Origin of the sequence: Nocardia sp. BSTN01, assembly GCF_015354405.1 — a bacterium.
Taxonomy (GTDB): domain Bacteria; phylum Actinomycetota; class Actinomycetes; order Mycobacteriales; family Mycobacteriaceae; genus Nocardia.
Window position 1 is genome coordinate 35,854 of sequence record NZ_JADKYP010000002.1, and the last position, 26,307, is coordinate 62,160.

At 68.3% G+C, this 26,307-nt stretch carries 22 protein-coding genes, 1 tRNA gene and 1 pseudogene; 13 read left to right on the forward strand and 11 right to left on the reverse strand.

What is annotated here, in order from left to right; all coding sequences use genetic code 11:
• Positions 1-123 precede the first annotated feature (123 nt).
• The 4 genes from IRT45_RS37625 (at position 124) to IRT45_RS01805 (ending at position 4,558) form a co-directional block, all read left to right on the forward strand.
• On the forward strand, positions 124-1,146 hold the full coding sequence (locus IRT45_RS37625) for a YncE family protein (RefSeq protein ID WP_194804124.1): 1,023 nt from the start codon (positions 124-126) through the stop codon (positions 1,144-1,146).
• Complete coding sequence (locus IRT45_RS01795; protein WP_051024622.1) at positions 1,146-1,436, forward strand: DUF5703 family protein; 291 nt, start codon at positions 1,146-1,148, stop codon at positions 1,434-1,436. Before IRT45_RS37625 ends, IRT45_RS01795 begins: the two co-directional genes overlap by 1 nt.
• A 3-nt stretch (positions 1,437-1,439) precedes the next feature.
• Positions 1,440-2,534 (forward strand): quinone-dependent dihydroorotate dehydrogenase, encoded by a 1,095-nt coding sequence (locus IRT45_RS01800; protein ID WP_194804125.1) that lies wholly within the window; start codon positions 1,440-1,442, stop codon positions 2,532-2,534.
• 191 nt (positions 2,535-2,725) lie between these two features.
• The gene (locus tag IRT45_RS01805) at positions 2,726-4,558 is read left to right on the forward strand and encodes a long-chain fatty acid--CoA ligase (protein WP_194804126.1); all 1,833 of its coding nucleotides are present in this window, start codon (positions 2,726-2,728) and stop codon (positions 4,556-4,558) included.
• 80 nt (positions 4,559-4,638) lie between these two features.
• Here the strand turns inward: IRT45_RS01805 and IRT45_RS01810 are convergent, their stop codons facing one another.
• Positions 4,639-5,190, reverse strand: coding sequence for a YbhB/YbcL family Raf kinase inhibitor-like protein (locus tag IRT45_RS01810; protein ID WP_194804127.1), 552 nt, complete (start codon positions 5,188-5,190; stop codon positions 4,639-4,641).
• Positions 5,191-5,223: 33 nt separating this feature from the next.
• Positions 5,224-6,573 carry a M20/M25/M40 family metallo-hydrolase gene (locus IRT45_RS01815; RefSeq protein ID WP_194804128.1) on the reverse strand — a complete coding sequence of 450 codons (1,350 nt, stop codon included), beginning with the start codon at positions 6,571-6,573 and terminating at the stop codon, positions 5,224-5,226.
• A gap of 289 nt (positions 6,574-6,862) precedes the next feature.
• Here IRT45_RS01815 and IRT45_RS01820 point away from each other — a divergent pair, with 289 nt between their 5' ends.
• Together IRT45_RS01820 and IRT45_RS01825 are read left to right on the forward strand one after the other, a co-directional pair.
• Complete coding sequence (locus IRT45_RS01820) at positions 6,863-7,516, forward strand: hypothetical protein (RefSeq protein ID WP_194804129.1); 654 nt, start codon at positions 6,863-6,865, stop codon at positions 7,514-7,516.
• Between the two features lie 3 nt (positions 7,517-7,519).
• Complete coding sequence (locus tag IRT45_RS01825) at positions 7,520-7,885, forward strand: hypothetical protein (RefSeq protein ID WP_194804130.1); 366 nt, start codon at positions 7,520-7,522, stop codon at positions 7,883-7,885.
• Positions 7,886-7,931: 46 nt separating this feature from the next.
• Here IRT45_RS01825 and IRT45_RS01830 read toward each other — a convergent pair whose 3' ends face one another.
• On the reverse strand, positions 7,932-8,837 hold the full coding sequence (locus tag IRT45_RS01830; protein ID WP_194804131.1) for a sterol desaturase family protein: 906 nt from the start codon (positions 8,835-8,837) through the stop codon (positions 7,932-7,934).
• Positions 8,838-9,015: 178 nt separating this feature from the next.
• On the opposite strand from IRT45_RS01830, the gene IRT45_RS01835 reads away from it, so the two are divergent.
• From IRT45_RS01835 to IRT45_RS01855, 5 genes are all read left to right on the forward strand, one after another.
• Positions 9,016-10,488, forward strand: coding sequence for a histidine kinase (locus IRT45_RS01835; protein ID WP_309240755.1), 1,473 nt, complete (start codon positions 9,016-9,018; stop codon positions 10,486-10,488).
• Positions 10,485-11,141 (forward strand): response regulator transcription factor, encoded by a 657-nt coding sequence (locus IRT45_RS01840; RefSeq protein ID WP_194804133.1) that lies wholly within the window; start codon positions 10,485-10,487, stop codon positions 11,139-11,141. The genes IRT45_RS01835 and IRT45_RS01840 overlap by 4 nt, the downstream gene beginning before the upstream one ends.
• Before the next feature lie 186 nt (positions 11,142-11,327).
• Positions 11,328-11,642 carry an integration host factor, actinobacterial type gene (gene mihF / locus IRT45_RS01845; RefSeq protein WP_194804134.1) on the forward strand — a complete coding sequence of 105 codons (315 nt, stop codon included), beginning with the start codon at positions 11,328-11,330 and terminating at the stop codon, positions 11,640-11,642.
• A 107-nt stretch (positions 11,643-11,749) separates the two neighbouring features.
• A tRNA-Leu gene (locus tag IRT45_RS01850) sits at positions 11,750-11,835 on the forward strand.
• A 188-nt stretch (positions 11,836-12,023) separates the two neighbouring features.
• Positions 12,024-12,635, forward strand: coding sequence for a Uma2 family endonuclease (locus IRT45_RS01855; RefSeq protein ID WP_194804135.1), 612 nt, complete (start codon positions 12,024-12,026; stop codon positions 12,633-12,635).
• Positions 12,636-12,834: 199 nt separating this feature from the next.
• Here IRT45_RS01855 and IRT45_RS01860 read toward each other — a convergent pair whose 3' ends face one another.
• Together IRT45_RS01860 and IRT45_RS01865 are read right to left on the reverse strand one after the other, a co-directional pair.
• A complete protein-coding gene (locus tag IRT45_RS01860; protein WP_194804136.1) occupies positions 12,835-15,432 on the reverse strand; it encodes a hypothetical protein in 2,598 nt (865 codons plus the stop codon).
• Positions 15,433-15,647: 215 nt separating this feature from the next.
• The gene (locus IRT45_RS01865; protein WP_194804137.1) at positions 15,648-17,087 is read right to left on the reverse strand and encodes a GH25 family lysozyme; all 1,440 of its coding nucleotides are present in this window, start codon (positions 17,085-17,087) and stop codon (positions 15,648-15,650) included.
• A gap of 649 nt (positions 17,088-17,736) precedes the next feature.
• Here IRT45_RS01865 and IRT45_RS01870 point away from each other — a divergent pair.
• On the forward strand, positions 17,737-19,191 hold the full coding sequence (locus IRT45_RS01870) for a S8 family peptidase (RefSeq protein ID WP_194804138.1): 1,455 nt from the start codon (positions 17,737-17,739) through the stop codon (positions 19,189-19,191).
• A 52-nt stretch (positions 19,192-19,243) separates the two neighbouring features.
• Complete coding sequence (locus IRT45_RS01875; protein ID WP_194804139.1) at positions 19,244-20,569, forward strand: alpha/beta fold hydrolase; 1,326 nt, start codon at positions 19,244-19,246, stop codon at positions 20,567-20,569.
• A 69-nt stretch (positions 20,570-20,638) separates the two neighbouring features.
• Here the strand turns inward: IRT45_RS01875 and IRT45_RS01880 are convergent, their stop codons facing one another.
• The 6 genes and pseudogenes from IRT45_RS01880 to IRT45_RS01905 all read right to left on the reverse strand — a co-directional run.
• Positions 20,639-22,354 (reverse strand): SulP family inorganic anion transporter, encoded by a 1,716-nt coding sequence (locus tag IRT45_RS01880; RefSeq protein WP_309240756.1) that lies wholly within the window; start codon positions 22,352-22,354, stop codon positions 20,639-20,641.
• A 125-nt stretch (positions 22,355-22,479) separates the two neighbouring features.
• Positions 22,480-23,292 carry an SAM-dependent methyltransferase gene (locus IRT45_RS01885; RefSeq protein WP_309240757.1) on the reverse strand — a complete coding sequence of 271 codons (813 nt, stop codon included), beginning with the start codon at positions 23,290-23,292 and terminating at the stop codon, positions 22,480-22,482.
• A gap of 90 nt (positions 23,293-23,382) precedes the next feature.
• Complete coding sequence (locus tag IRT45_RS01890; RefSeq protein WP_194804140.1) at positions 23,383-23,667, reverse strand: hypothetical protein; 285 nt, start codon at positions 23,665-23,667, stop codon at positions 23,383-23,385.
• 9 nt (positions 23,668-23,676) lie between these two features.
• Positions 23,677-24,981, reverse strand: coding sequence for a S8 family serine peptidase (locus IRT45_RS01895; protein ID WP_194804141.1), 1,305 nt, complete (start codon positions 24,979-24,981; stop codon positions 23,677-23,679).
• Between the two features lie 252 nt (positions 24,982-25,233).
• The gene (locus IRT45_RS01900) at positions 25,234-25,758 is read right to left on the reverse strand and encodes a hypothetical protein (protein WP_194804142.1); all 525 of its coding nucleotides are present in this window, start codon (positions 25,756-25,758) and stop codon (positions 25,234-25,236) included.
• A 205-nt stretch (positions 25,759-25,963) separates the two neighbouring features.
• Positions 25,964-26,203 (reverse strand): annotated as a pseudogene (locus IRT45_RS01905) (L,D-transpeptidase); the annotation flags it as partial.
• Positions 26,204-26,307 lie beyond the last annotated feature (104 nt).

Here is a 26,307-nt window from a genome sequence, read left to right on the forward strand (position 1 = left end):
GCGAGGAATCCACGGTAACGGGTGAGGCGCGTGCCACGCCGGAACCACCCCGGTGACCGGGCCGCGTGTCCGATCATGGTCAGATGAAGCAGTACGCATGAGTCACACGAAGGAGTTCGGAGCATGCGGGGTAACCGGTCGGCACTGAGTGCCGTCCTCGCGGCCGCCGGCGCCGTCGTGCTCGTCGCGGGTTGTTCCTCCCACGGCGACGACGCGACCTCCCCCGCGGCCGGCGCTCCCGGCACCGCCGCCACCGCACCGGCGACGACGGCCGCACCCGCCGGAACCGTCTCGGCCTTCGGGCCGGTGGGGTCGCTGGTCGCCGAACCCGCCACCGGCCGGGTCGTGGCACTCGACCCCAACGGACTCGGATTGCGCCTGGTCGACCCGGCGAATCCCGCTGCCGCGCACTCGGTCACCCTGCCCGCGCACGCCACCGGTCTCGCCCTCGGTGCCCCCGGTGAGGTGCTCGTCGCGGCCGGGCGCGAGGTGTTGCGCGTCGATATCGCCACCGCCGCGGTCCGCCCGGTGTCCGTCGACGGCGACGTGCGCGCGATCGCCCGCCGCGGCGACGGCAGCCTGGTCGCCGGGCTCGACGGCGGCCGCGTGCAGATCCTCGACGCCGACGGGCACCCGAACCGCACCGTCAGCGGCCTGGGCACCGTCGATGCCGTGGCCGCGACGGCGAAGGCGGTGGCCACGCTGGATCTGGACCAGACCACCCTCACCGAACTCGACCTCGATCGCGACCGCCCGGGTCTGGCCCTGCGCGCCGGTCTCGGGGCCACCCACCTCATCAGCGATCACTACGGCCGCCTGCTCGCGACCGACACCTCCGGCGGCGCGCTGCTGGTCTACACGGCCGATCCGCTGCTGCTGCGCCAGCGCTTCCCGGTCGGGCCCTCCCCCTACGCGCTGGCCTACGATGAACGGTCCGACACCGTATGGCTCACCCTGAGCGGAAGCAACGAGGTGGTCGGTTTCGATCTGTCGACCGGTATACCGGAAGAAGTGGGTCGCTTCGCGACGGTGCGCCAGCCCAATTCGCTGACGATCGACAGCCGCACCGGCGACATGTTCGTCGGGTCGGCAACCGGAGACGGTCTGCAACGCATCGGTGCGGACCAGAGGAAGAGAGGTCAGTGATGGCTCGAGCGCCTCGATACGAGTCGGCGTCCGGCGCCGCACACCATGACCGGCGCAGACGGTCGATTCCCGCGGGATGGGAGGAGACCAGCGAAGAAGGAGAATACGAGTACGTGCCGCTACGACTACCCCCGGACGTGAATCGGGTCACCGCGTCCATGCGCCTGGCCATCCAGGCCGAATTCGGCGGCTGGGAGCTCTCGCGAGTGCGGGCCTACACCGACGGCAGCCGGCGAGTGTTGTTGCGGCGGCGCAAAACCAGCTTCCCCGTGACCGAAACGGGGATGTGAGGGATGTATTCCTTATTCCTGCGGTTGCTGTTCCTGGTGCCGCCCGAGCGTATCCACCACCTCGTGTTCACCGTCATCCGGCTCACGACCGCTTTCCCGCCGACCCGATGGCTGGCCCGCAGACTCACCGCGGCCGGTGATCCGATCCTCTCCACCACCGTCTTCGGCGTCGACTTCCCGGCGCCGCTGGGCTTGGCCGCCGGGTTCGACAAGGATGCCGCCGGTGTGAATGCTTGGGGCGCACTGGGTTTCGGCTTCGCCGAGATCGGCACCGTCACCGCGCAGGCGCAGCCGGGCAATCCGGCGCCGCGACTGTTCCGGCTGCCGGCCGACCACGCGCTGATCAACCGGATGGGTTTCAACAACCACGGGGCGGCCGCGGCCGCGGGACGACTGGCCGCCCGCCGCAGCGGTGGCGTGCCGATCGGCGCCAACATCGGCAAGACCAAGGTCGTGGAGCCCGAACACGCCGCCGAGGACTATGCCCTCAGCGCCCGCCTGCTGGGGCCGCTCGCGGACTTCGTCGTGGTCAACGTCAGCTCACCCAACACCCCCGGCCTGCGCGATCTGCAGGCCGTGGAATCGCTGCGCCCGCTGCTGCGCGCGGTGCTCGACAGTGTCGCGTCCGGCGCCGAACCCAAACCGGTGCTGGTCAAGATCGCCCCCGACCTGTCCGACGAGGACATCGACGCCGTCGCCGACCTGGCCGTCGAACTCGGGCTCGCCGGAATCGTGGCCACCAACACCACCATTCGCCGTGACGGACTGGCGACCGCGACCGCGAAGGTCACCGCGATGGGCGCGGGCGGACTGTCCGGACCGCCGGTCGCCGAACGCTCGCTCGAGGTGCTGCGCCGCCTCTACGCCCGCGTCGGGGACCGGCTGGTGCTGATCTCGGTCGGCGGCATCGAGAACGCCGACCAGGCCTACGAACGCATCCTCGCGGGAGCCTCGCTGCTACAGGGCTACACCGGGTTCATCTACGGCGGGCCGTTCTGGACGCGGACCGTGCACCGCGGCATCGCGGCCCGCCTGCGCGCGGACGGATACCGCAGTCTCGCCGAGGCCGTCGGCGCGGCGCACACCGCCCGCACCTGAGCCGAGCAGATCCCACCCGCTCGTCCGATCCCGCCCGCTCGCCGATTCCGCTGCCGCGGCCCGTTTCCGGTGCGCGGAGCCGGTTGCTACCGGCCGGAAGCGCCCCCCGAATGTCCGATTTCACGTTTAGGATGGGTGATCCGCATCACGTCCCAGACGTGATGTTCGTGCACTGACCGGGAACAAGGGATATGACCACAGCAGAGATCGGCTACACCCACCACACCGGCGCCACGGTCCGCACCGTGCCCGAGGCCTTCCAGCAGACGGCGACACTACGCCCGAACCAGGTCGCGTTGCGGACCGTCGGCGGCACCCAGCAGATCACCTGGGCCGACTACGCGCGCCGGGTGCGCGCGATCGCGTCCGGGCTGGCGAAACTCGGTGTCGCGCACGGTGACACGGTCGGGATCATGCTCACCAACCGGCCCGAGTTCAACCTGGTCGACACCGCCATCCTGCATCTGGGCGCCACCCCGTTCTCGGTGTACAACACCAGCTCCCCCGAACAGATCGCGCACGTGTTCGGCAACGCCGAGAACGGTGTGGTCGTCACCGAACAGGCGTTCCTGGCGCCGATCACCGCCTCCGGGGCGAAACTCGAGCACGTGATCGTCGTCGACGGCGCCGCACCCGAGGGCGGGCTGACCCTGGAGCAGGTCGAAAACGATCCGGCCGCGGATTTCGATTTCGACGCCGCCTGGCAGGCGGTGCGGCCCGACGATCTGGCCACCCTGATCTACACCTCCGGCACCACCGGGCCGTCGAAGGGCGTGGAGATCACTCACGCCAACGTCGTCGCCCAGATCGTCGCGCTCACCAACGGCGCCCTCGTGGCCGATATCGACGCCCGGGCGGTGTCGTACCTGCCGGCCGCTCATGTCGCCGACCGCATCTCCGGGCACTGCCTCACTCTGTTCACCGGTGTCACCATCACCTGCGTGCCGGATCCGCGTGAGATCGCCGCCGCCCTGCCCGACGCCCGGCCGACCTTCTTCTTCGGCGTGCCGCGGGTGTGGCAGAAGATCAAGGCCGGTGTCGACGCCGCGATCGCCACCGAATCCAGCCCCGTCAAGAAGGCGTTGGCGCAGTGGGCGATCGGCGTCGGCGTGGCCACCGCACGGGCGCGACTGGCCGGCGGCAACGGCGGCCCGCTGCTGGCCGTCCAGCACAAACTCGCCGATGCGCTGGTGCTGTCGAAGTTGCGTGCCACTCTCGGCCTGGACGAGTTGAAGGTCGCCTCCTCCGGCGCCGCCGCGATCCCGCCCGAGACGCTGGAATTCCTGCTGGGATTGGGTTTCACGGTCAGCGAGGTGTGGGGGATGTCGGAGACCACCGGCGTCGGCACCTTCACCGAACTCGAGAAGCCGCGCCCCGGATCGGTGGGCCGGGCCGTCGACGGAGTGGAGATCCGCCTCGACAGCGACGGCGAACTGCTCATCCGCGGCGGCATCGTCACCCACGGCTACCGCAAGATGCCCGAGAAGACCAGCGAGGCGATCGATGCCGACGGCTGGCTGCACACCGGCGATATCGCGACCATCGACGGCGACGGCTACGTCACCATCGTGGACCGCAAGAAGGAATTGATCATCACCGAGGCCGGGAAGAACATCTCCCCCACCAATATCGAGAATTCGGTGAAGGCCGCCTCGTCGCTGATCGGCCAGATCGTCGCCATCGGCGACTCCCGCCCCTACATCGCCGCGCTGGTCGTGCTCGACCCCGACACCGCCGCCGTGCGGGCGAACGCGCTGGGCATCCCCGACGCCGATCTCGACGCTCTCGCCACCCATCCGCAGATCCTGGAGGAAGTGCGCGGCGCCATCGTCGCCGGCAACGCGAAACTGTCGCGCGTGGAGCAGATCAAGCGCTTCCGCATCCTCGCGCGAGCCTGGGAACCCGGCGGCGTCGAACTCACCCCCACACTGAAGTTGAAGCGCTCGCCGATCGCCGCCGAATACGCCGCCGACATCGCCGAGCTCTACACCGACCCGGTCCCCGAGGGCGTGCACAACCTCTAGCCGAACAGCTTCGGGCACAGGCTGTTTCACGGCGGAGGGGTCTTCGGTAGCACCGAAGACCCCTCCGCCCGCTCGACCGGCTACTTCTGTTCGTAGGTGCCGACGAGGGTCGCGCGCGCGATGGCGTGCGAGAACAGGTTGAAGCCCAGGTAGGCCGGGGTCGCGTCCGCGCCGACACCCAGCGATTCGACATCCACGGCGTGCACCACGATGAAGTAGCGGTGGTAGCCGTGTCCGGGCGGCGGGCCGGCGCCGACGAAACCGGCGAAACCGCCGTCGTTGCGCAACTGCACCGCGCCGCTCGGCAGTGCGCCGCCTTCGCTGCCCTCACCGGCACTGCCCGCACCGGATTCCAGCGAGGTCACCGACGCCGGGATGTCGGCCACGGCCCAGTGCCAGAAGCCGGAGCCGGTCGGTGCGTCGGGGTCGTAGACGGTGACCGCGAAACTCTTGGTCTCCGCCGGGAATCCGCTCCACGACAACTGCGGGGAGATATCCCGGCCGCCCGCCCCGAACACCCCACTGACCTGTTCGTTACCCAGCGGCTGTCCGTCGGTGACGTCGGTGGAGGTGAGGGTGAACTCGGGCAGCTGCGGCAGTGCCGCATAGGGATTGTAGGAATAGTCGGGCACGAGGACCGTCCTTTCTGCTAGTCGAGCGGATCGTCAGCTGTGCAACAGGAAATGCTCCATGACGCGAGCGCCGAATTCCAGCGCCGACACCGGCACCCGTTCGTCCACGCCGTGGAACAGTGCGGAGAAATCCAGGTCCGGCGGCAACTGCAGCGGCGCGAAGCCGAAACACCGAATTCCCAAGCGCGCGAACGCTTTCGCGTCCGTGCCGCCGGACAGCATGTAGGGCACGGTGCGGCCGTCGGGATCGTGGGCCAGGATCGCGTCGTTCATCGCGTCGACCAGATGCCCGTCGAAGGTGGTCTCGTAGGAGTCGAGTTTGGTGATCCACTCCCGCTCCACGTCCGGGCCGATCAGTTCGTCGACTTCGCGTTCGAAGGCCGCCTGCCTGCCGGGCACCACCCGGCAGTCCACCGTCGCCTCGGCGGTCTGCGGAATCACATTCGCTTTGTACCCGGCGCGCAGCATGGTCGGGTTGGCGGTATCGCGCAAGGTCGCGCCGATGATGCGCGAGATGGTGCCCAGCTTCGCGAGCTGACCTTCGATATCCGGGCTGTCCGGATCGAAGTCGATGCCGGTCTCCTCGCTGACCGCGGCCAGGAATTCGGCCACCGAATCCGACAGCACCAGCGGGAACGTGTGCTTACCCAGCCGCGCCACCGCCTCGGCCAGAATCGTCACCGCGTTGTCGTCGTGCAGGAACGAACCGTGGCCCGCGCGGGCCTTGGCGCGCAACCGCATCCAGCCCAGACCCTTCTCCGCGGTCTCCACCAGATACAGCCGCCGCTCGGTGCCGTCGCGGCGCGGCACTGTGAGTGAGAAACCGCCGACCTCACCGACCGCCTCGGTGACTCCCTCGAACAGATCCGGCCGGTTGTCGGCCAGCCACTGCGAGCCCCACTTGCCGCCGTTCTCCTCGTCGGCGAGGAAGGCGAACACCAGATCGCGCGGCGGCACCGTGCCCTCGATCTTGAACTGGCGGGCCACCGCCAGCATCATGCCGACCATATCCTTCATGTCGATCGCGCCGCGGCCCCACACGTAGCCGTCGCGGATCGCACCCGAGAACGGATGCACACTCCAGTCCGCGGCCTCGGCCGGGACCACGTCCAGATGCCCGTGGATCATCAGCGCACCGCGGCTGGGATCGGCTCCGGGCAAGCGCGCGAACACATTTCCGCGCCCGGGCGCACCCGACTCCACGTACTCGGTGGTGTACCCGGCCTGCTGCAACTGATCGGCCACCCAGTGCGCACACTCGCGTTCGCCCTTGGTGGTTTCCAACACCCCGGTGTTGGAGGTGTCGAAACGGATCAGCGTGCTGACCAACTCGACCACTTCGGCTTCCGCCCGGGAGCGGGACTCGCGCTGCACACCTGTCACGCCCCTTTCCTACCACGCGCCGCGCAGGGGCGAATGCCGCCCGACCCGGCCGGGCTCGTGAAACCCCGCACCCACGTGCGCCCGGGCACGCTCACATCGCAGCGGGCTCCCCGCGCCTGCTCGGGCAACACCGACCGCATTGTGATCTCGCTGATCGAATTGCCCGTCCGCGTCGCCGAAGATCGGCGGCGACGCCCCTCCCGTGCCGGCCGCACAACTCCGCTCGGCTCGACGAGATACTTCGCGAATCGGGCGCGCGGATTCCGCCAGTGACACTTATCATTCCGGCATGCGCCGTCTTAGGTGGCTTCGGGCCGCGGTGTGCTCGGTCGTGTTGATCGCCTGTGGCTGCGTCGGCGCGGTGGAACGCGACGCCTTCGAGCAGCAGATCCGGGCTCGTGGCGGCGGCCTCGTCGACGGGCTGCCCGCCGCGGCGTTCGATGCGGTGCGAAACCGGCTGGGCACCGGCGACATTCAGGCCGATGTGATGATGTTCGTCGCTCCCGAGTCGACGCAGTTCCGGCTCGTCCTGGCCGACCAGCCCGAACAGGTGACCCGATTCCTGGCCGACCACGACGATCTGAGTACCCGCGAACCGGTCGTCCACCTGCGCGTGCGAACCCCGCAGCGCCCACGCGAACTCGACGACTACTCCTATCGCCTCGGCGCCGTGAGCGCACCGCGGCCGGTGCGCGTCTCGGCCTTCGACGACCTGGACGGCGAATGCTTCACCCTCGGCGACGTACCCGGCCTCACCCGGCTCGAGTCGATCGTCGACACCGCCCGCGCCCGCAGCGCCCTCGCCGACGGTGTCGTTCCGGTGATCGTCGTGAGCCGATTCGGACGCGACATCCGCATCGTCGCCGACGTGACGTCGCCCCGGTCGGACATGATCGCCGAATTCGATTCCGCCGGAACCTTTCTCCGCATCCGGCAGGTGTGAACAGTGCCCAGACCGATCGTTTCCGCATTCGGCACAGGCGTCACCGCCGGAAGTATCGTCAGCTTCGTCCTGCCGCTGGCGATCTGGCCCGGGGAAGCCCGGCTCACCGCGCCGCTGTTCTGCCGGGCCCCCTACCTGAATCCGAGGGTGGTGTCGGACACCTTCCACGATTCGGAGGGCACATCGGTGAACTACACCCTCTATTGCGTGAGCGAACGCGGCGCACTGACCGACGAGGGCTTCGTGTTGCCGTTCCTCACGCTGTTCGCGGCCCATATCGTCCTGATCACCGCGGTGGCCCTGGTAGCGATGTCGTGGACGCGTACGCCGTCGGCCCCGCCGGCGGACAGCGGCGCCGTGGAACTATGAATCCGTGGAACCGTGACGCCCCGACGGTGCGGTCCACGCGGAGCCGCTAACCGGTCGTGACGACGGTGCTGCTCGGTTCCGGCAGCTGTCCGAGCGGCGTTCCCGTCGCGTTCTCGCGCCAGCCGGGCGGGCCGAAGACATAACCCAGCCGCCCACGCCAGGATCGGGCGTGGCGCACGTCGCGCAGCAACGCGGCGAATTCGTGGTAATTGACCTTCAGGGGATTCCCGGTGCAGATGTCGTGGGTGAGCCCGTAACGGATCGGTTCGGATTCGGCGGCGAAACTGCCGAACATGCGATCCCAGACGATGAACACGCCGCCGTAGTTGGTGTCGAGGTAGGGCTGGTTGGAGCCGTGGTGCACGCGGTGATGGGCCGGGGTGTTGAACACGAATTCGACCGGGCGCCACAGGTTTCGGATGCGCTGGGTGTGGATCGGGAACTGATAGAGCAGACCGAGGGTGTTGAGCAGGAAGATCATCCACGCGGGGAAACCCAGCAGCGCGGCCGGCACCCACGCCAGGCTGCGCGCCATCGAGGCGATCGGGTTGAGCCAGGGCAATCGGATCGCGGTCGTCAGATTGAAGTGAGTGCTCGAGTGGTGCACCGAATGCGCCGTCCACAGCAACCGGATGCGGTGATCGGCCCGGTGCGCCCAGTAATAGCAGAAGTCGGTGACTACCAGCCCCAGCAGCCAGACCCACCAGTCGCGCGGCGACAGATGCAGCGGTGTCCACGAGGCGGCCAGCACGATGGTGGAGAACGGCAGCACGTACTGGAGCAGGGGCTTGGTGAGCTGGCCGATCGCGTAGGTGGCCCAGTTGGTGGCCGCCTCCCGCCCGTACCGGCCGCTGGGCGCGCGATCGGGATCGCGGCGCGCGTCCCACCACTCCACACCCATCATCGCGATGAAGGCCGGCACCGCGTACAGCGCCAGGTCCGCATTGTTCATCCGAACTCCTGTCCCGATCCGTGATCCGGCCGCCCGCGGGAACCCGAAGCGTCGTCGCGCGCGGCGTGCCACAGCGACGCTAATGCCGCCGACCAGCCCGAACATCGGGCCCGAGAGGGACCGCGGATCCCCCGGCCGAGGGACTCGCCGTCCCGCTCCGCGCCGGTATGGTCGCGGTGTGTTGTGGGAGCGAGCGGTGTCGCCGAGTCCGTGGGCGCTGCTGCGGCGTACTCCAGGGCAGTCGGGGGCCGACAGCGCGGCGGGGCCGCCGGGCGGCGAACTGCGCGCGGTTCGCCGGTCGCTGACCAGGCAATCGGTGGCGGTCGCGGTGGTCGCGGCGCTGGTTGACGCGGTCGTCTTCGCGCTCTCCGGCATCTTCGCGGTGGCGCCCGGCCCGGCGAGCGCGGTCCTGGTGGCCATCGTGGCGGCCGATCTGGCTTTCGCCGCGCCACCGGCAACGGCCGCGGTCGTCGCCGTGGTCCAGGTCGCGATCCGGCTGGTGGTCACGGCGCTGCTGCACCGGCACGGACTGCCCGTCCGTGTGGCCGACGTCGGCTTCCTCGTCGCCGGCTATCGAGCCGGGGCCTGGTTGTCGGGCCGGGCGTCGCTGGTCACGGTGCCCGTCCTGGTACTGGGTGCGTGCGGTGCGCCGTTGATCGCGGGCGGCGCGCCGGCGGCGGACTGGCGCCTGCTGCTCACCTCGGCGATCTCCGGCGGCGTCGTGCCGTGGCTGGTCGGCCGTTACACCGCAGGTCGCGGCGCCTATATCGCGGAACTGGAGCAGCGCGAACGGCTCGCCCGCCAGCAACAACGGACGGCGCTGGAACGGGCGCTCACCGACGAACGCGAGGCGATCGCCCGCGATCTGCACGACGTCATCTCCCATCACGTCAGCGCGATCGGCATCCATGCGGGTGCGGCGCGCCTGGCGCTGCACGGAAGTGGCCCCGCGACCGCCGCGGCGACACGCTCACTGTCGGCGGTGGAATCGGAGAGTCGCGCGGCGATGGTGGATCTGCGCCGTCAGCTCGATCTGCTGCACGGCCGCGAGGACGCCGCCCGCCAGCCCGGTATGGCCGATATCGACGATCTGGTCGACCGCGTGCGCGGTGCCGGTCTGGATCTGACCGTCACCACCGGCGGCGCCGAACTACCCCGTTCGCTCGACATCACCGTCTACCGGATCGTCCAGGAACTGCTCACCAACGCCCTGCGCCACGGCGCCGGCAGTGCGCGGCTGACGGTCCGCAACGACGGCACCGGAGTCGAGATCGACCAGTCCAATCCGCTTGCCGGCGAGGAGGTTTCGTACGCCGCCGCACCGTGTGCACCGGTGCGGGCATCGGGGCCGCTCGATTCGGTAGCGACTCCGTACGAGCCCGATGCGGTCCGCTTCCCGGTGGACGCGTGCGCGACCGTCCGCGCCACCACACCGGCCACGGTCAGGTTCCGCTCCGGCCGGCGAGCCCCGGTGCGGGAACGCGGGCCCGCAGCCCGGCCGGGCGGCGCCGCACCGGAGGCGACCACGGGCATGCATCGGGGACTCGACGGCATCCGCCGGCGCGCGGAGCTCTTCGGCGGCAGCGTGGACCACGGCGTCGCCGGCGGCCACTGGCGCATCCTCGTCCGGCTCCCGGGCGGCCGGTCGTGACCGCCCCGGTCCGGGTCCTCATCGCCGACGACCACGCGATGTTTCGATCCGGGCTGCGAGCTGTCCTCGATGCGGCCCCGGACCTCGAATGCGTCGGCGAGGCGGGCGACGGCCGCACCGCCGTCGCCGAGACCGCGCGGCTACGGCCCGACGTGGCGATCCTCGACATCCGGATGCCGAAACTCGACGGTCTGGCGGCCACCGGGGCCATCGTGGCGGCCGGCGGCACCCGCGTGCTGGTGCTGACCACCTACGACAGCGAGGCGAGCCTGGCGCGTGCCCTTCAGGCCGGTGCCAGCGGATTCCTGCTCAAGACGCTGCCGCCGGAGGAGCTGATCGCGGCGATCCGGGTGGCGGTGCGTGGTGACGCGATCATCGACCCGTCGATGACGCGCCGCCTGGCCGCGCGCCTCGCCGACACCCTGGCCCCCGCGCCGCCGCCCGATCACGCCCTGACCGCCCGGGAACAGCAGGTTCTCCTCCTGCTCGCCGATGCCCGCAGCAACAGCGAAATCGCGGCCGCTCTCGGTGTCGGCGAGGAGACCGTGAAGACCCACGTATCCCGGATTCTGGCGAAACTGCAAGTGCGCGACCGCATTCAGGCGGTCGTCTACGCCTACCGGCACGGCCTGGTGCGTTCGCCGGGCCGTTAGCCGTCCGCCGAGCACCCCGGCGACGTGGGCGAATCGTGGCAAATTTCCCGCATCTCGGGTGTCCGAACCCCCGCCACCACCGCCGAACCGGGATTATCCTCGCGGTGTGTCGACCCATCACCGGGCTGCCGGTGATGTTCAATCGGTGCCGTTGAGGTTCCAGCGAACGAGTGAAAGGTTAGAGACATGGCACTTCCCACCATGACCGCCGAGCAACGCTCCGAAGCGCTGGCCAAGGCGGCCGCGGTCCGTAAGGCGCGGTCGGAACTGATCGAGCAGATCCGCAAGGGCTCGGTCTCGTTGGCCCAGGTGCTCGAGCGCGCCGACAAAGAGGACTTGGTCAAGAAGACGAAGGTCGCCGCGGTCATCAAGGCTCTGCCCGGTATCGGGCCGGTCAAGGCGGCAAAGCTGATGGACGAAGCCGATATTCCGGTCGAACGCCGTATCGGTGGCCTGGGGTCCCGTCAGCGTGCCGCACTGCTCGAGGCGTTGACGAACTAGCCCTCCCGAAGGCGGCGCTCAGCAGTCACCCGCGAGTCCGGGACCTGCACGGACACCCGTGATTTGGACCTTGCGGAGAGATCCGTTAACCTTGCTGAGCACCACCGGTCCGGGTGGCGGAATGGCAGACGCGCTAGCTTGAGGTGCTAGTGCCCTATTAACGGGCGTGGGGGTTCAAGTCCCCCTCCGGACACTGTGTGTAACTCGGAGTTACAGATAACCCCCGGCTTCGGCCGGGGGTTATCTGTTTTCCGTGATTCTATCGAGTCGGACGGACTCCGTGGGGCGATCCGCTCATCTCGTCGCCTGCCGTCGCGCATCGTCCTTCACTGCGTCGGGTGTCGTAGGCTCGAGCGGACGAATCACCCGGAGGAGTTGACTGTGACGGTATCGAATCCCGGCGCGCATCCGCGGATCTCGGCCGAGGAGTTTCTGGGGACCGAGCCCGACGCCTTCAGCAGTACATTCGGCGACGTCGAGATCATCGACGGCACCGTCGTACGGCTGATGGCCCAGAGCGAGGCGCGCAGCCGCGTCGTTCGCCGACTGGGAGCAGCACTGGAAGACGCTCGCGACCCCGCCGGTCCGTGCCTGCGGGTCGGCTCCGACGTCGCCGTCCGGTTCCCCGACGCGGACGATCGCCGATCCGACCACCGGCTCAACGTCCGCTATCCGGACATCTTCGTCCGCGATTGCGAACCGTATGACGTCAACACCGTGCGCGACCACATCGCCCTCATTGTTGAAGTCGTCTCCAAGACCACCATCGACACGGACACGAGCGACAAACACAAGCTCTACGCACGCTCCGGAATACCCGCATACCTGATCGTCCACTTCGACAAGAGCTGGGAGACCATCGACCGCATCGAGGAGTACCGCCTCGACTGGTCCGGACTGCGATACATGCCTCATAAGGTCCATCGCACGGCGCTGGTTCTCGACACCCCGGTCATACTCGCCATCACCTTCGACGCACTCCACCGCCCCTGACCCCGGCCACAGACGGAAAGCCACATCCCGCGCCCGCGAAATCATCGGCGATGCCGTTCGTCACCTGCCGCGCCTGCACGCCGTCGTCACCCGGCCACGAAACCACCGGCGTCCCGGTTGGCGGGGTGCATGACGAAATTCCAGTTCGAGGGCGGGGTGCCGCGGGCCGAATGATGTACGCGACGTTGGGTTTTCGTGATCAGACCGCGGACAGAAGGACGTCGTCGAACTTGTCGACGGCCTCGTTGTATCGGATCTCGAAGCCTTTCATCACGGCTGCCTCGAGCACGGTGGTCTCGACGTCCTGCGGCTTGCGGGGCGACGGATTTCCCGGCGAATTCTCGTAGTAGAAGACGATGACGTCGAGGTAGACGGGTTTGCGCAGACGGCGTGGGCCGAGCCGGGCGATCAGCGCGGCGGCCACTGCCGGGTACGGAGTGAACTCCGGATCCTCGAGCCATTGGACGAGGTCGTCTCTCGGCACGCTGAAGTCCACGCCGACGGCTTCGAGGGTCGTGATCAGATGGGGCGCGTGTGGCACGGGGGCCTCACCCGCGGCCGTGATCGCGAACGGTGCGTGGTTCCACCCCTGATCCGGAGCTGCGTCCCACCACTGTGTGGCGATCGCTCCGTCCGGGCGTACCCAGAACACGTCGAGGTGGCGAGCGAGACGAGCGGCGCAGGTGATCGGTGATGCCGGATCGGCGGAGCCCGGGGGTGCGACCGGAAAGGCGCTGTGATCGGCCCAACCGTGCGCCGGGGCTCCGTGCCACCACTGAGTTCCGATGGACCCGTCCGGAGCCACCCAGAACACATCGAGGTTGATCGGCGTGCGCGCCGTCGCCGTGATACCGCCCTCTGCGACCGCACCCGCGGAAGTGATCGCGAACGAACCGTGGTCGGCCCAGCTGTGCCCGGGTGCCGCGTGCCACCACTGGCTGCGAATCGATCCGTCCGGTCCGACCCAGTACACATCCAGGTTGTCCGGAGTGCGTGCCACGACAGCGAGCGGGGATCCCGCTCGGGCGGACCCGGCCGGCGCGACGGCGAAGGCCCCGTGATCGGCCCAGCTGTGGCCCGGCGCCACATGCCACCACTGGCTGCGAATCGATCCGTCGGGTCCGATCCAGTACACGTCGAGGTTGTCCGGAGTGCGGGCGACGACCGCCAGAGCCGACCCGGGCTCTGCCGAGCCGGCCGGCACGATCGGGAAGGCTCCGTGATCGGCCCAGCTGTGGCCCGGCGCCGCATGCCACCACTGAGTACATACGGCACCGTCCGGGGCGACCCAGAACACGTCGAGGTTGTCGGCGGTGCGCGCGAGCGCCGCCACCGGACCGCCGGGCCGCATGGCGCCGGCGGGCGTGATCGGGAACGACCCGTGGCTGCCCCAGGCTGCGTCGGGTGCCGACCACTGAGTCGTGACGGCGCCGTCCGCGCCACCCCAGAAGGCGTCGAGGTGGTTCGGCTCACGTGCTACTGCCGCGACGGCCGACCCTGCCGGCGCGGCACCCGCCCCCGCGATGTTCACCACACCATGGTCGCCCCAACTCTCGTGCGGCGCGATGTCCCACCACTGCCATCCGACCGCTCCGTCACGGCGCGGCCAGAACACGTCCAGCCGATTGCTTTCGGGCGCAAGCACACTCAGCCCGGACGACGCCGCAGCCCGAAGGTTCGCCGGCGGATCGTCGGTCGGATTGCGGCCGAGTACGTCGTTCCAGATATAGCGGTAGTACGGGTTCTCCTGGTCCATCGCCATATAGCGAGCGCTGCGGTCGGTGCCGCCGAACCATTGGTCCACGATGGCGCCCTGTTGCTCGGCGTTGAACGCCGACCAGTCCGGACCTACCGAGCCATACTGATAGACGTTGTCGCCCATGGTGTACTGCGCTTGGTTGACCATGCCACTGCACATGAGTGCCGGCAGAAAGCCGGTGTGTGCGATCTGCCAGGCATGTGCGAGCTCGTGGATGAGGAGCTGCCCCGGCTTCGGATAGGACTTGCCGCCGGGGCCGAGCGGGTTGTCGTAGCCGTTGCCCAGGTTGCAGTAGGTCTTGCCATCGATGCCGGGCGCGGTGAAGGCGCGTCCGCCCAGGCCGGCAAGGTTGGTGATGAGCACCTTGTCGTACGGCATCGAGTTGCCGTAGACCTGACGGGCGAACCTGATCTCGGCGTCGTTGAGCGGCCGGTACTTGATGAGCGCGTTGGTGACCGCGCCGACGGCGACGCCCGCGACGATGCCGAGGACGATCGCGCCGCCGATCCCGGCACCGGCGGCGGCCGCGACCGCGAACACGACGACTCCCCCGACGACACCGAGGGTGCCGCCGGGTCCGAGTGTCGCGCCCAGCCAGTCGATCGCCTCCCTGGTCGCACCGATCACGACACCGAGCGCGGCGCCGGCGACACCGGCCGCGACATCGACCACATCTTCGACCAAGTCTTCGAGTGTTCCGACGACGCCGCCCCACTTGTAGTCCTTGGCGACGCCGTAGGTGGGTGCGGCCTGTAGCTGCAGCCAGTACAGCGCGAGCAGAGGGTTGTGGCCGTGTTCTTCGCGGTCCCAGCTGTCGACTCCGGAGACGTGTCCGCTCTGTACGAATGCCATCGTGGGAAAGCCGGGCGCCGTGAGATAGGCGCGCAGGTTGAAGTCGAAGTTCCCGAGAATGCTGCTCGAGTGGGTGTGGAATTTGACGAAGTAATCGCCGTTGTCGCTGACTTCTACATGGACCGAACCACCGAGCGGCGTGCCCGGCGGCGTGATGATGGGGCGGTCGAAAGTGAGAGTTGCCATCTCGTGTACCTCCGTAACGGTGAGCCCGAGGCCGAGCCCCCGGGAAGGGCTATCGGCCAAGGCTGCACCGTCGCGCAGGATCCGGATAGAGTAGGCGTCTACTCGTTCCTGTGCGGCGCTGACCAGCACCTACACGGATTCACTGCCTTCCGCCCCATCGCTACCGGAATCCTCCATTTCTCCGGCCGCAGCGACATCGCCTGTTCATCGATCTCCTACTTCGGACTCGTCGCCGCCTTGTCCGTCTGCGGAGCCAGCTTGCGCATCAGTTCGAGTAGTTCACGTTGCTCGGCGTCGGTGAGCGGCTCCGAGGCGTCCCTCGGCATGCCATCGGAAGCGCTGCCGCCCGTGAGTCCGATCGGCTGGACGGCGCTCACGCTCAGGGGTGCGCCGGCCTCGGCGGGCCGCAGTGCGGCGATGTCCGCGGCGGTGAGCGTGCTGTCGACGTGCGCGGGTTCGCGGCCGCACAGCCGGATGAGCTGGTGCAGATCACCGTCGAATTTGTCGACGCAGGAGGTGTGCTGAGTGCCGACGACGGCATCCGAGGCGAACTGCAGTACCTTCGGCTTCCGCCCGGACATGGATTTCCAGCCTGCCTGGAAGTCGGTCACGCCCTGGTATTGCTCCTTGAAGGGGCGGGGAGCGCCGGATCCGCCGTAGTTGCTGTTCCAGATGTCGTAATCGCCGGTGAGCGTGTCTCCGTAGAGCCACCTCGGCGCATACGCGATGACGTAGCCGACGGCGTTGTGTGCCGTCATCCGTGTCCGCAGTGCTTCCACCGCGCGGCGTATCTCATCGGGGTTGGGTGGGCGGGGCATCGGCTGGGATCGCTCGGCGTCGATCTGCCAGATCCACGGGACGTCTTTCCACCACGGGGTTTTCTCATCGACGTAGTCCATCCAGAAATTCACCTGCCGCTCGATATTGTCGGGCCACAGGAAGTGATACGCGCCGAGGACGGGAATCTCGGCACCGCGTGCCCGTTCCAGCGCGTCCTGGAAGTGTGCGGCCCGCCAATCGCTGCCCTCTGTCGATTTGTGGGTGAAGAACGAGATGCCGTCGCGGCGGGCGGCAACGAGGTTCATGGGACCGCGATCCCAGTCGTAGTCCGAGGCGTCCCATCCCCAGACCGGGGCGGTGTTCGCCACGCCGACGGGCGTGGCGGCCGCGCCTCCGACGACATCCGGATGGACCCGATCCGGCGCGGATTCGCCCGCTCGCTGTTCCAGTCGTGTCATCAGATCCGCCGAGGTCGCCCAATGGACGTGGTCGAAGTGCCCGATGGCCTGTGGACCGCCATACACGCTGCCACCCGGATTTTTGACCTGGTTCTTGACGTAGAAGCCGTTGTCGTCGCTGAACGGTGTCGAGTGGATCAACTCGACGGTGAAGTCCGCGTAATTGTCGTAGAGCCATTTGGCGAAGTCGCGCATCTTCACGGCTCCCGCCGGCGTGAGACCACCGGCCCCGATGTCCAGGGCCGCGGTGGGCGAACCGGAGTATGTCAGACCGTAGTGATGTGACACGGCTCCGTGGTCACCGTCCATTCCGCTGGTGATGTAGATGTCGTCGGCGTGGGGGTAGCGCTCCAGGAACTTCGCCATCCGGTTCCCGAGCGGACCGGTGACGACACCTTGCCATCGCGCAATAGCCATACTCGGCCTCCTCCGTGAGAAGTGACGGGTTGTGGTCGACGACTCGGGTGATCGGATGTGTCGATACCGATGCGTCGCGTGCCGTCGGGGAATTAATTGCCGCACTGTTTTCGATGTGAACCGGGAATACGCCCGGCATGGGATTGGATATGCCGGTTTCGGTCGGAATTCGCCCAGGATCTGAATGGATCACACGCGATACGGCGAGCCCTACGTCGCTCGCCCGGTATTCTCCGATCCCCGTACCATCGGGATCCGATACGCAAAGGTAGTCCGACGACCTCCGTCGTCGACTTGCCCGCTCATCCTCGTTTGAAATGAGGACCGCAGCCACAATTGTAGGCGAACCGCATGAGGCGGCGCGCGGAGTTGGAGCAATCCAGAAGTCCCGTCTACGCATGGCATTTCGCCCGTCATCGGGGCCCAGACCGTATGCGCTGGAGATTCCCCTGGCGTGGGACGGCTGGTCCCTGTCGACCCTGCGAGGGCGTTTGAATTCGTTGCGCTAAGTATTGATCAGGGTCGGCCCATGGCATTTCTCGATTTCGAGTAGGCGACTACTCGCGCAATTGCATACTTGTGTGAATAGATTCGTCTCTCTGAGGGCCTGTTCGGTCGGCCGGTCGGCGAAAAGAGGAGGGCGGTGACGATGGACCCGCAGCGACCCCGTTTCGATCCGAGGGATCTCTACGGATCGGTGATCGCCGCCCCATTGCTCGCGGACATGCGCGAGCAGCCCGCGTCCACCCTTCACCGGGTGGTGATCGACCTGCATTACGGTTACCCGGCGGGGCGGCCGGCCGCGGCGCGGGCTGTGCGCGGCTACATCGGGCGCGCCACCGACACGTCCGACGACCAGTCGGGAGTGGATGACGGGCTCGCCCAGTACGTGCTCGCCCGCCTGTCCGCGGACGCCATCCGCGAGGTGGTACGCCTCGACCGCGCGGCTGCGGATGCCGGGACCGGGCGTGCCATCTATCGAATCTGGCCGGATTTCGGAATCGGCCCGCTGATGAACCGATCAGCGGCCACGGTCAAGGCCGACGCCGCCCATGCGTCGTTCACCGCGCGCGGGGCCGACATCGTGTGGGCGGTGATCGACTCCGGAATCGACGGCCGTCATGGGCATTTCCGGACGCACGGAACGCTCGAGGTGTCTCCGCCGGTGCGGCACCTGGATTGCACCGGAGGCAATTCGCCCCTGACCGACGAGTTCGGGCACGGGACACACGTCGCGGGCATCATCGCCGGCGAGGGCATCGGAACCACCGCACAACCGCTGAAGGCGGTACGCGCCGAGATCGACGGCAACGATGACGTGCACTACCGCGCCGAACCGGTCACCCGCATGTCCGCGATGGCGCCCCTGTGCCGCCTGGTCAGCTACAAGGTCCTCGACAGCGACGGCGACGGTCAGACCAGCTCGATCATGGCCGCCCTCAAGGATATTCAGGAAATCAACAACCACGGCCGCGACATCAAGATCCACGGCGTGAACTTGTCGGTCGGCTACCCGTTCGACCCGAAATGGTTCGCCTGCGGCGAAAGTCCGGTGTGCCAGGAGGTGACGCGGCTCGTCCAGTCGGGAGTGGTGGTCGTCGTCGCGGCCGGAAATACCGGATACGGATACAACCTCGACTTCGTGAAGGGAAATGTCGCCGCGGGACTGGACCTGACGATCAACGACCCCGGCAACGCGGAGATGGCGATCACCGTCGGTTCCACCCACCGCGATATGCCACATCGTTACGGGATCTCGTACTTCTCCTCGAAGGGGCCGACCGGCGACGGGCGCGCCAAACCCGACCTCGTCGCACCGGGCGAGCGGATCCTCTCGTGCGCGACCGGCCGGGCGCTTGCCGACATCGAGGCCAAGGGCGATGTCACCGGACCTGTCGACTACGTCGAGGACAGCGGAACGAGCATGGCCGCGGCCCACGTCTCCGGGGTCGTCGCCGCATTCCTGTCGGTGCGGCGGGAATACATCGGAGAACCGGGGGCGATGAAAACCATCTTCACCGGCACCGCCACCGATCTGGGCCGGATGACGAACTTCCAGGGACACGGCCTGATCGATCTGATGCGGGCCATCCAATCCGTGTAGCGGCGAGCGGCGCCGACCGCCTTCGACCGCCAGAGCAGAAGGGGCCACGACGATGAACGACCTATCCGGCTTTCCGAGTGCGGAAGTGCAGTTCGACCGCGATGCCGGAGTGGTCGGCAGCACCGACAACCTGCTCGGCCTCGCCACCGACCCGGCGGTGACCGACCTGATGGTCGTCAGCCACGGGTGGAACAACGACATGAGCGAGGCGCGACAGCTCTACAGCAGACTCGCCGCGTCGTTGCGCACCGTCCTCGACTCCGGCGCCGTCGCCGGACTCGCGGACCGTTCGATCGGGATCGCGGGGGTGCTCTGGCCGTCGAAGAAGTTCGCCGAGACCGACCTCGTCCCCGGTGGAGCCGCCGCGGCCGCCTCCCCGATCGATGGCGGACGTCTGCTCGCCCAGATCGAGGATCTGCGGGATCTGTTCCCCGACGCCGCGGCGCAGCAGACTCTCGACGCCGTCTCCGCACTCGTTCCCACCTTGCAGGACAAGAGCAGCGCCCGTACGGCCTTTGCCGATCACCTGCGGTCACTGCTCGACCGGGCCGCCGCCGATCCCGAGGACGCCTCCACCGATCTGTTCACTCAGCCGGGCGGCATCATCATGGATCGGCTGGCGGTCCCGGTGTCCCTGGCACCGCCGCGGCAGGTGACCGGTGGGGCCGCCGCGCTGGGCCCGGCCGCCGACGCGCGTCGTGGCACAGTCGGCGGCGCCGCCGGTCTCGGCAGCCTGCTCGGCGGGGTCATGGGAGCGGCTCGCAATCTGCTGAACTTCACCACCTACTACGAGATGAAGACCCGATCGGGCCGCATCGGCGAACACGGTCTCGCCCCGGTGATCGCCCACGCCCACAAGACACGTCCCGAACTACGTGTGCACCTGGTGGGCCACAGCTTCGGTGGCCGCTTGGTCTCCGCCACCGCCAAGGCGCTGCCCGACGAGGACACCTTGTCGACGCTGACCCTGCTCCAGGCGGCGTTCTCGCACTACGGATTCGCCGAGAACTGGACACCCGGGCAATCCGGATTCTTCCGGAATGTCGTCAGCGACAAGAAGGTCACCGGTCCGGTCCTGATCACCGACACCGCCAACGACCGGGCCGTCGGCATTGCCTACGCCATCGCCTCACGGATCGCCGGTCAGGTCGCGGCCGCGGTCGGCGACGCCGACGACATCTACGGCGGCCTCGGCCGAAACGGTGCCCAGAAGACCCCGGAGGCGATTTCCGCACAGCTCCTGGACACGGGAGGCCGGTACGCCTGGAACGCCCGTGCCCTGCACAATCTGCTCGCCGACCGCTTCATCACCAGCCACTCCGACGTCACCGGCCTTCAGGTCGCCTACGCACTACTGTCCGCCCTCTCAACCACGTGAGTGGCGAACGTACAGCGCGGGTGGGGCCGAGGACGGCCGGACTGTGGCCGAATCGCACGTGAAACTCGCCTATCGCGTCGGCTCGGTGCCGTCGGAGTGTTCGTCCACATCGGGGAGGTCCGCGACCGCCGCCGTCACGGTCGGATACAGCCCGACCGGTGTCGCCTGCGCTTGCGCGGTGCCGAGCGTGTCACCGAACTGGCCGATCGAGCGGGCGATGCGGAAGTCGATGTGGCGCCGGCCCAGATCGTCGCGCAGGTCCGCCAGCATCGCCGCGGCGGTGACGTCGATACTCGGCGAGGTCTCGGCGTCGAGCACGACCAGCCGGGTCCGGTCGGTGCACAATTGCTCGATCCGTCCGCGCACATAGTCGGCGTTGGCGAAGAACAGGCCCGACTCGACCCGCACCACCACGAGGTCGGGGCGCTGGGTCAATTCCGGATGCCGGTCCGCGTCCAGCCACAGCGTGCCCGACCGCACCACGGGCGCCACATGCGGACGGGACGTGCGATACACCAGCAGCAGCATGGAGATGCCGATGCCGATCAGCAGGCCCGGCAGCGTATCGAACAGCAGGACGCCGATCATCGCCGCGACGGCTGCGGCGAAGTCGGCGCGGGCGGCCTTACCGTAGATTCCGCCGAGTCGCTGCGTCCACACCCGATACAGCCGGCGCAGCGCCGCGAAGTCGACCAGCTCGATCACCGCCGCGATCACCACACCCGCCAGCGTCGCCTCGGGCAGGTTCTCGAACAGACCGGTGAGGAAAAGAAGGGTCAGCACGGTCAGCGCCGCCACCACCAGCCCACTGCCCTGTGATTTGGCCCCCGCCGAGCCGTTGACGGCGGTTTTGGACAGGCTGCCGTTCACGACCATGCCCGACGCCAGCCCGGCGCCCAGATTCGCCGCGCCCAGTCCGAGCAGTTCGCGGTTGACGTCGATCTGGTAACCCGCTTGGGCCGCATAGGTTTTCGCCGCGCCGAGGCCCTCGGCGAAGCCGATCAGCAGCACGCCGACCGCGGGCCCCAGCAGATCGATGTAGTCGCTGACATCGAGTCCGTCCGGAAGCCCCAGCGCCGGCAGGCCCGAGTCGATGTGGCCGACGATGGCCACGCCACGCTCGTCCAGATCGAGCACGGCGACCGCGCCGATCCCGACCAGCACGGCGAGCAGCGAACCGGGTACCAGCGGCAGCCAGCGCTTCACAACCAGCACGATCGCCAGGCTCACGACACCGACCACCACGGTCCGCCATTGCGCATCGCCGAGATGACGCAGCACATCCCAGGCCTGTTCGAAGAAATTGCCCTCATGTTTAGGGATGCCGAGCAGTTTCGGTACCTGGCCGATGATGATCGTCAACGCCAGCCCGATGATGAAACCCTTCAGCACCGGTTCGGAGATGAACGCCGCGACGAAGCCGAGCCGGATCGCGCCCGCGATCAGGCCCACGATTCCGGTGGCGATGGCGAGCCCCGCCGACAACGCGATATAGCGGCCGCCGTCGGCACCCGCCATCGGCGTCACGATCGCCGCCGACAATGCCGCGGTCGCCGACATGGGCCCGACCACCAGATGGCGGGAGCTGCCCGCCAGCGCGTACAGCACCAGCGACGGCACGGCGGCGTAGAGACCCACCACCGGCGGCACACCCGCGATCGACGCGTAGGCGAGTGCTTCCGGCACCAGAACCGCCCATACCGTGAGGCCGGCGACGACATCGGCACGCAACCATTGCGGGCGATATCCCGCCAAGGACTCGAATATCACCCAGCGTGCCGCCACCTGTCCTCCACCCGTCCACCGGACCGGTCTCCCGATCACAGACCGTCGTTGCCACTCGGCAGCGACGCTAACGACGGTGGCGGCGGGCGCGCGTCACACGTGGCGGGTGAATTCGCGGTCGGCGCTCACACCTTCCTGCCGACCGCGCCGTACAGCGAGACCTTCTTGTCGTGGTCGGCGGGATGTTCGATGCCCTCCTGCCGCCACCGGTGAATCACCTCGACACCCGGCTCGACGAGTTCGAGGCCGTCGAAGAAGCGGGCGACCTCGTCGCGGCTGCGCGGGCGCACCGGAATGCCCTGATCCGAATACACCTGCAGCAGGCGGCCCATCCCGTCGGGATCGTTGGCGCCGTTGTCGAAATCCGTGGTGACATGGCTCATCGCGAGATACGAGCCGGGGGCCAGCGCGTCCATCAGCGTGTTCACCATGGCGTAGACGTCGCCTGGGACGAAGTGGACCACCGCCATGAGCGAAATCGCCACCGGCTGTGACAGATCCAGGGTGTCGCGGAGTTCGCGGGAGCCGAGGATCGCCTCGGGGTTCGCGGCGTCGGCCTGCACATAGGTGGTGCGGCCTTCGGGCGCGCTCACCAGCAGGGCCCGCGCGTGCGCGAGCACGATCGGATCGTTGTCGACGTACACCACCCGCGATTCGCACGCCTGTTCCTGCGCGACCTGGTGCAGATTGGGTTCGGTCGGGATCCCGGTGCCGATGTCGAGGAACTGGCGCACGCCCTGCTCGGCGAGATAACGCGTCGCGGTGCGCATGAATTCGCGGTTGGTGCGTGCGGTCAGGCGGACCGCCGGGAAGTTCGCGAGAGCGGTCTCGGCGGCACGGCGGTCGGCCTCGTAGTGGTCCTTGCCGCCGAGAAAGTAGTCGTACATACGGGCGGGGTGTGCCACATCGGTGCGGAGGTCGACCGGATGATCGGACACGGGAAGGCTCCTCGCGGGGTCGGAAACGTATCGCCGATATATAGCGCATACGGGCCAATTCGGCAGCGGGACGGCGTAATTCGTGCGCGATCAGGCCGGAGCGGAGTCGTCGGGCGGGAGCCGGGGCGACCGCGCATCCGGCCCGGCGTCGTGCGCCGGGCCGATGCGCGGGTCGGCGAAGATCTCGGCGGTATCCGAGACCGCCGCCGCTCGCGTCGCGGCCGCATCGCTCACCCGCAGCGCGTACAGGTGCTGCTCCGGGTCCACCGCGACGAGGCCGTAGTCGAGGTCGACCTCGGCCTCGGTGAGGTGCAGTTCGCGCAGCGCCGCCGCCAAGGTGGGGTCGTTGGCGAGCCGGACGGTGAGCAGCGGCATGGTTCCACGCTACGCGCGGATCTCGGTGTTCTTCAGCTCCGCCAGCAGGGCGGCGGCGTCGACCACACCGAATCCGTAGTCGTAGTCGAATCCGCCGGGCTGCGCGGTCGCGGTGCGCCGCAACAGATCTCGCAGCTGCGCCGGGGCCAGCTTGCTCGCCGGGTAGACGGTCCGGATCGCCGCGACCAGTCCCGCGGCGACCGGGCAGGCGGCCGACGTGCCGGTATCGGGTTCCTTCGCGCCGAACACCGTGGACCCGAGGAAGTGGGTGTAGCTGCAGATGTCGGGTTTGCGATCGGACAGCCGGCCCGGCCCCTGCGAGGAGTAGCCGACGCGCTGCCCCTTGGTGTCCGCGCCGCCGATGCTCAGCACACTCGGATGCGAATTCGCGCCGCCTATCGGCCGATCCTGGTAGGCGCACCGCCCATCCGGGCAGTCGCGGCCGCAGTTGCCCGCGGCGAACAGGATGTCGGCCCCGGCCGATTCGAGCGAGCCGACGATCACATTGAACGGGTGGGACGGATTGTCGGAGTAGTTGCCGGGCTGCCCCACCGGGAAGTCCCAGTCCGGGGAGAACGCGCCCCAGCTGTTGCTGATCACCAGCGTGCGGGTGGCCTCCGGCTGATCGGTGAGCACGGTGCGCAGATGGGCGTAGGCGGCCAGCGCGTCCGAGAGCAGCCCGTCCATGGTGGAGCCGCCGCGAGTCTTGCTCTGCAACACCGGAATATCGAGCAGGGTGGCGTTCGGCGCGCCGATGAGGGTGTCGAACGCGCACATCGATCCGTGGTCGACCGGGAACTGTCCGGCGGTGCCGCTCACTCCCGGCGGATTCCAGCTGCGCGTCGCGTCGACGGTCACCGGCCCGCCCCGCGCCTGCTCGACGCGGGCGGCGTTGATCCCGGTGTCGACGATCGCCACCGCGACGGATTTTCCGTCCATTCCCCCGGCGGCCAGATCGCCGGTGTGCAACAGGGTTTGGACGTCGTGCCAGGTGCCGACCGCCGGATCGCCGCCGCAGGTGAGGTTCGTCTCGATCCGCGGGTCCGCGAAAACGCCTGCCACGCCGCGGGTTCCGGTCAGGCGCGCCACCGTGGCGTCGAGGTCGCCGTCGGGGATCTGCCCGCGCACCACCACCGAACCCGCGCCCGCCTGTTCGGCGGCCGCCGTATCGGGGACGGACAGCGGTGCGAAGTCGTGGTCGAGGTCGAATTCCGGCAAATCCCCGGCGACATCGGCCGGGGCCACCGCAACGGCCGGATCGGCAACTGCGGCAATCAGTTCGGCGGAGGGACGGAGTTGGATGAGTGCGCGCATACCAGCCATCCTGCCGTCAACCGCCGCGAATTTCTCGCCGATTGCCGGAACGGACTGTTCACCGGGCCGGCGAGCGCCCGAATCCACGTCCACGAGAGCTCGCAAACCCGCCCGCCGCCGGCCACGGCCGAAAACCATCTGCCTCACCCGTCGATGCGGACTCGGTTCCGGCAGATGATTTCCGGCTGCTTCGACGACCGAAATCGTGGCGTTCAACCCGGCGGATGCGCGAGGCAGGCCGGCGCGGGATCGTCAGTTGAAATTGTTGGAGAAGCCGAAGGCGAAGCTGTGGCCTTTCGCGGTGCAGGTGACCTCGGCACGCATGCTGCCTGCGACGCAGGTGGTCCCCGCGTAGGTGATGCTGCCGTCCTCGCCGTAGGCCTGGCCAGGGCCGGGGCTGGTGCCGCTGAGTTGGAGGCTGCCGGGTTGCCCGTGCGTGCCGAGCGGGCCGAGGGCCGGGTGGGCGGGCAGGAACGGTAGATCGATCGAGACGTTGGTCACCGGGATGCCGAACCAGGTGATCGGCGCGCCGATCGAATCGCAGCCGACGTTGCCGTTCGACTCGATGGCGCAGTTGGCCATGTTGTTGTAGCTGAAATACACCGTCCCGTTGGTCAGATAGCCCGACGGATCCACCGGAACAGCAGCATTCGCCACGCCGGTACCGGACGTCGACACCGCAACGGCAGCCACGGCGGTCGCGGCGAGCGCGGCACCGGCGCGGACAAGGCCACCCGGAGACAACCGTCGGCGAGACACTGCCAGCTCGTCCATCATTTCTTACCTCCCTCAATTCGGCCTGACCAGCGCAGACCGATTGTGCGAGTGAAAAATTCATTGCCGACGTTACGGCGGACACAGTCGGCCGGGCATACTCTACGCTCGGCCCGGGAAGTCGCCCCGCGAGCACTGGATCGAGCGGGCCGGGCAGCCTGAACGCAAGGTCGACATCCCGGTATTCGTCGCCCTCGTCCAGGCCGGATCAGCTGCTCGCGTTACCGGCCTGCCACGTGTTCCACGGGACCTCCCAGTCGCCGTAGGTGTCCCACACGGGTAGTGGTTGGCCGCCCGAATTGGTGATCTCCACGACGTCGCCGACGCCGAAGTGGTCGAAGAACCACTGGGCGTTGTCGGGTGAGAGGTTCACACAGCCGTGCGACACTTTGCTCGACCCCTGCTGCCCGACCGACCAGGGCGCCGAGTGGACGAATTCGCCGTCGTTGTGGTTCTCCTCTGCCGTTCGCGGGTGTCGCGATACGTCGTTCGCACGTTAGCGGTGTCCACCGGCCCGATGACCGGCGAGGTCCCACCCACCGGAAAACGCTG

Coding starts and splice junctions, on each gene's coding strand:
- IRT45_RS01865 (WP_194804137.1), bottom strand. CDS start 17,087: ATGGCTATTGCGCGATGGCAAGGTGTCGTCACCGGTCCGCTCGGGAAC.
- mihF (WP_194804134.1), top strand. CDS start 11,328: ATGGCACTTCCCACCATGACCGCCGAGCAACGCTCCGAAGCGCTGGCC.
- IRT45_RS01870 (WP_194804138.1), top strand. CDS start 17,737: ATGGACCCGCAGCGACCCCGTTTCGATCCGAGGGATCTCTACGGATCG.
- IRT45_RS37625 (WP_194804124.1), top strand. CDS start 124: ATGCGGGGTAACCGGTCGGCACTGAGTGCCGTCCTCGCGGCCGCCGGC.
- IRT45_RS01875 (WP_194804139.1), top strand. CDS start 19,244: ATGAACGACCTATCCGGCTTTCCGAGTGCGGAAGTGCAGTTCGACCGC.
- IRT45_RS01830 (WP_194804131.1), bottom strand. CDS start 8,837: ATGAACAATGCGGACCTGGCGCTGTACGCGGTGCCGGCCTTCATCGCG.
- IRT45_RS01900 (WP_194804142.1), bottom strand. CDS start 25,758: ATGATGGACGAGCTGGCAGTGTCTCGCCGACGGTTGTCTCCGGGTGGC.
- IRT45_RS01890 (WP_194804140.1), bottom strand. CDS start 23,667: ATGCCGCTGCTCACCGTCCGGCTCGCCAACGACCCCACCTTGGCGGCG.
- IRT45_RS01800 (WP_194804125.1), top strand. CDS start 1,440: ATGTATTCCTTATTCCTGCGGTTGCTGTTCCTGGTGCCGCCCGAGCGT.
- IRT45_RS01860 (WP_194804136.1), bottom strand. CDS start 15,432: ATGGCAACTCTCACTTTCGACCGCCCCATCATCACGCCGCCGGGCACG.
- IRT45_RS01895 (WP_194804141.1), bottom strand. CDS start 24,981: ATGCGCGCACTCATCCAACTCCGTCCCTCCGCCGAACTGATTGCCGCA.
- IRT45_RS01820 (WP_194804129.1), top strand. CDS start 6,863: ATGCGCCGTCTTAGGTGGCTTCGGGCCGCGGTGTGCTCGGTCGTGTTG.
- IRT45_RS01805 (WP_194804126.1), top strand. CDS start 2,726: ATGACCACAGCAGAGATCGGCTACACCCACCACACCGGCGCCACGGTC.
- IRT45_RS01795 (WP_051024622.1), top strand. CDS start 1,146: ATGGCTCGAGCGCCTCGATACGAGTCGGCGTCCGGCGCCGCACACCAT.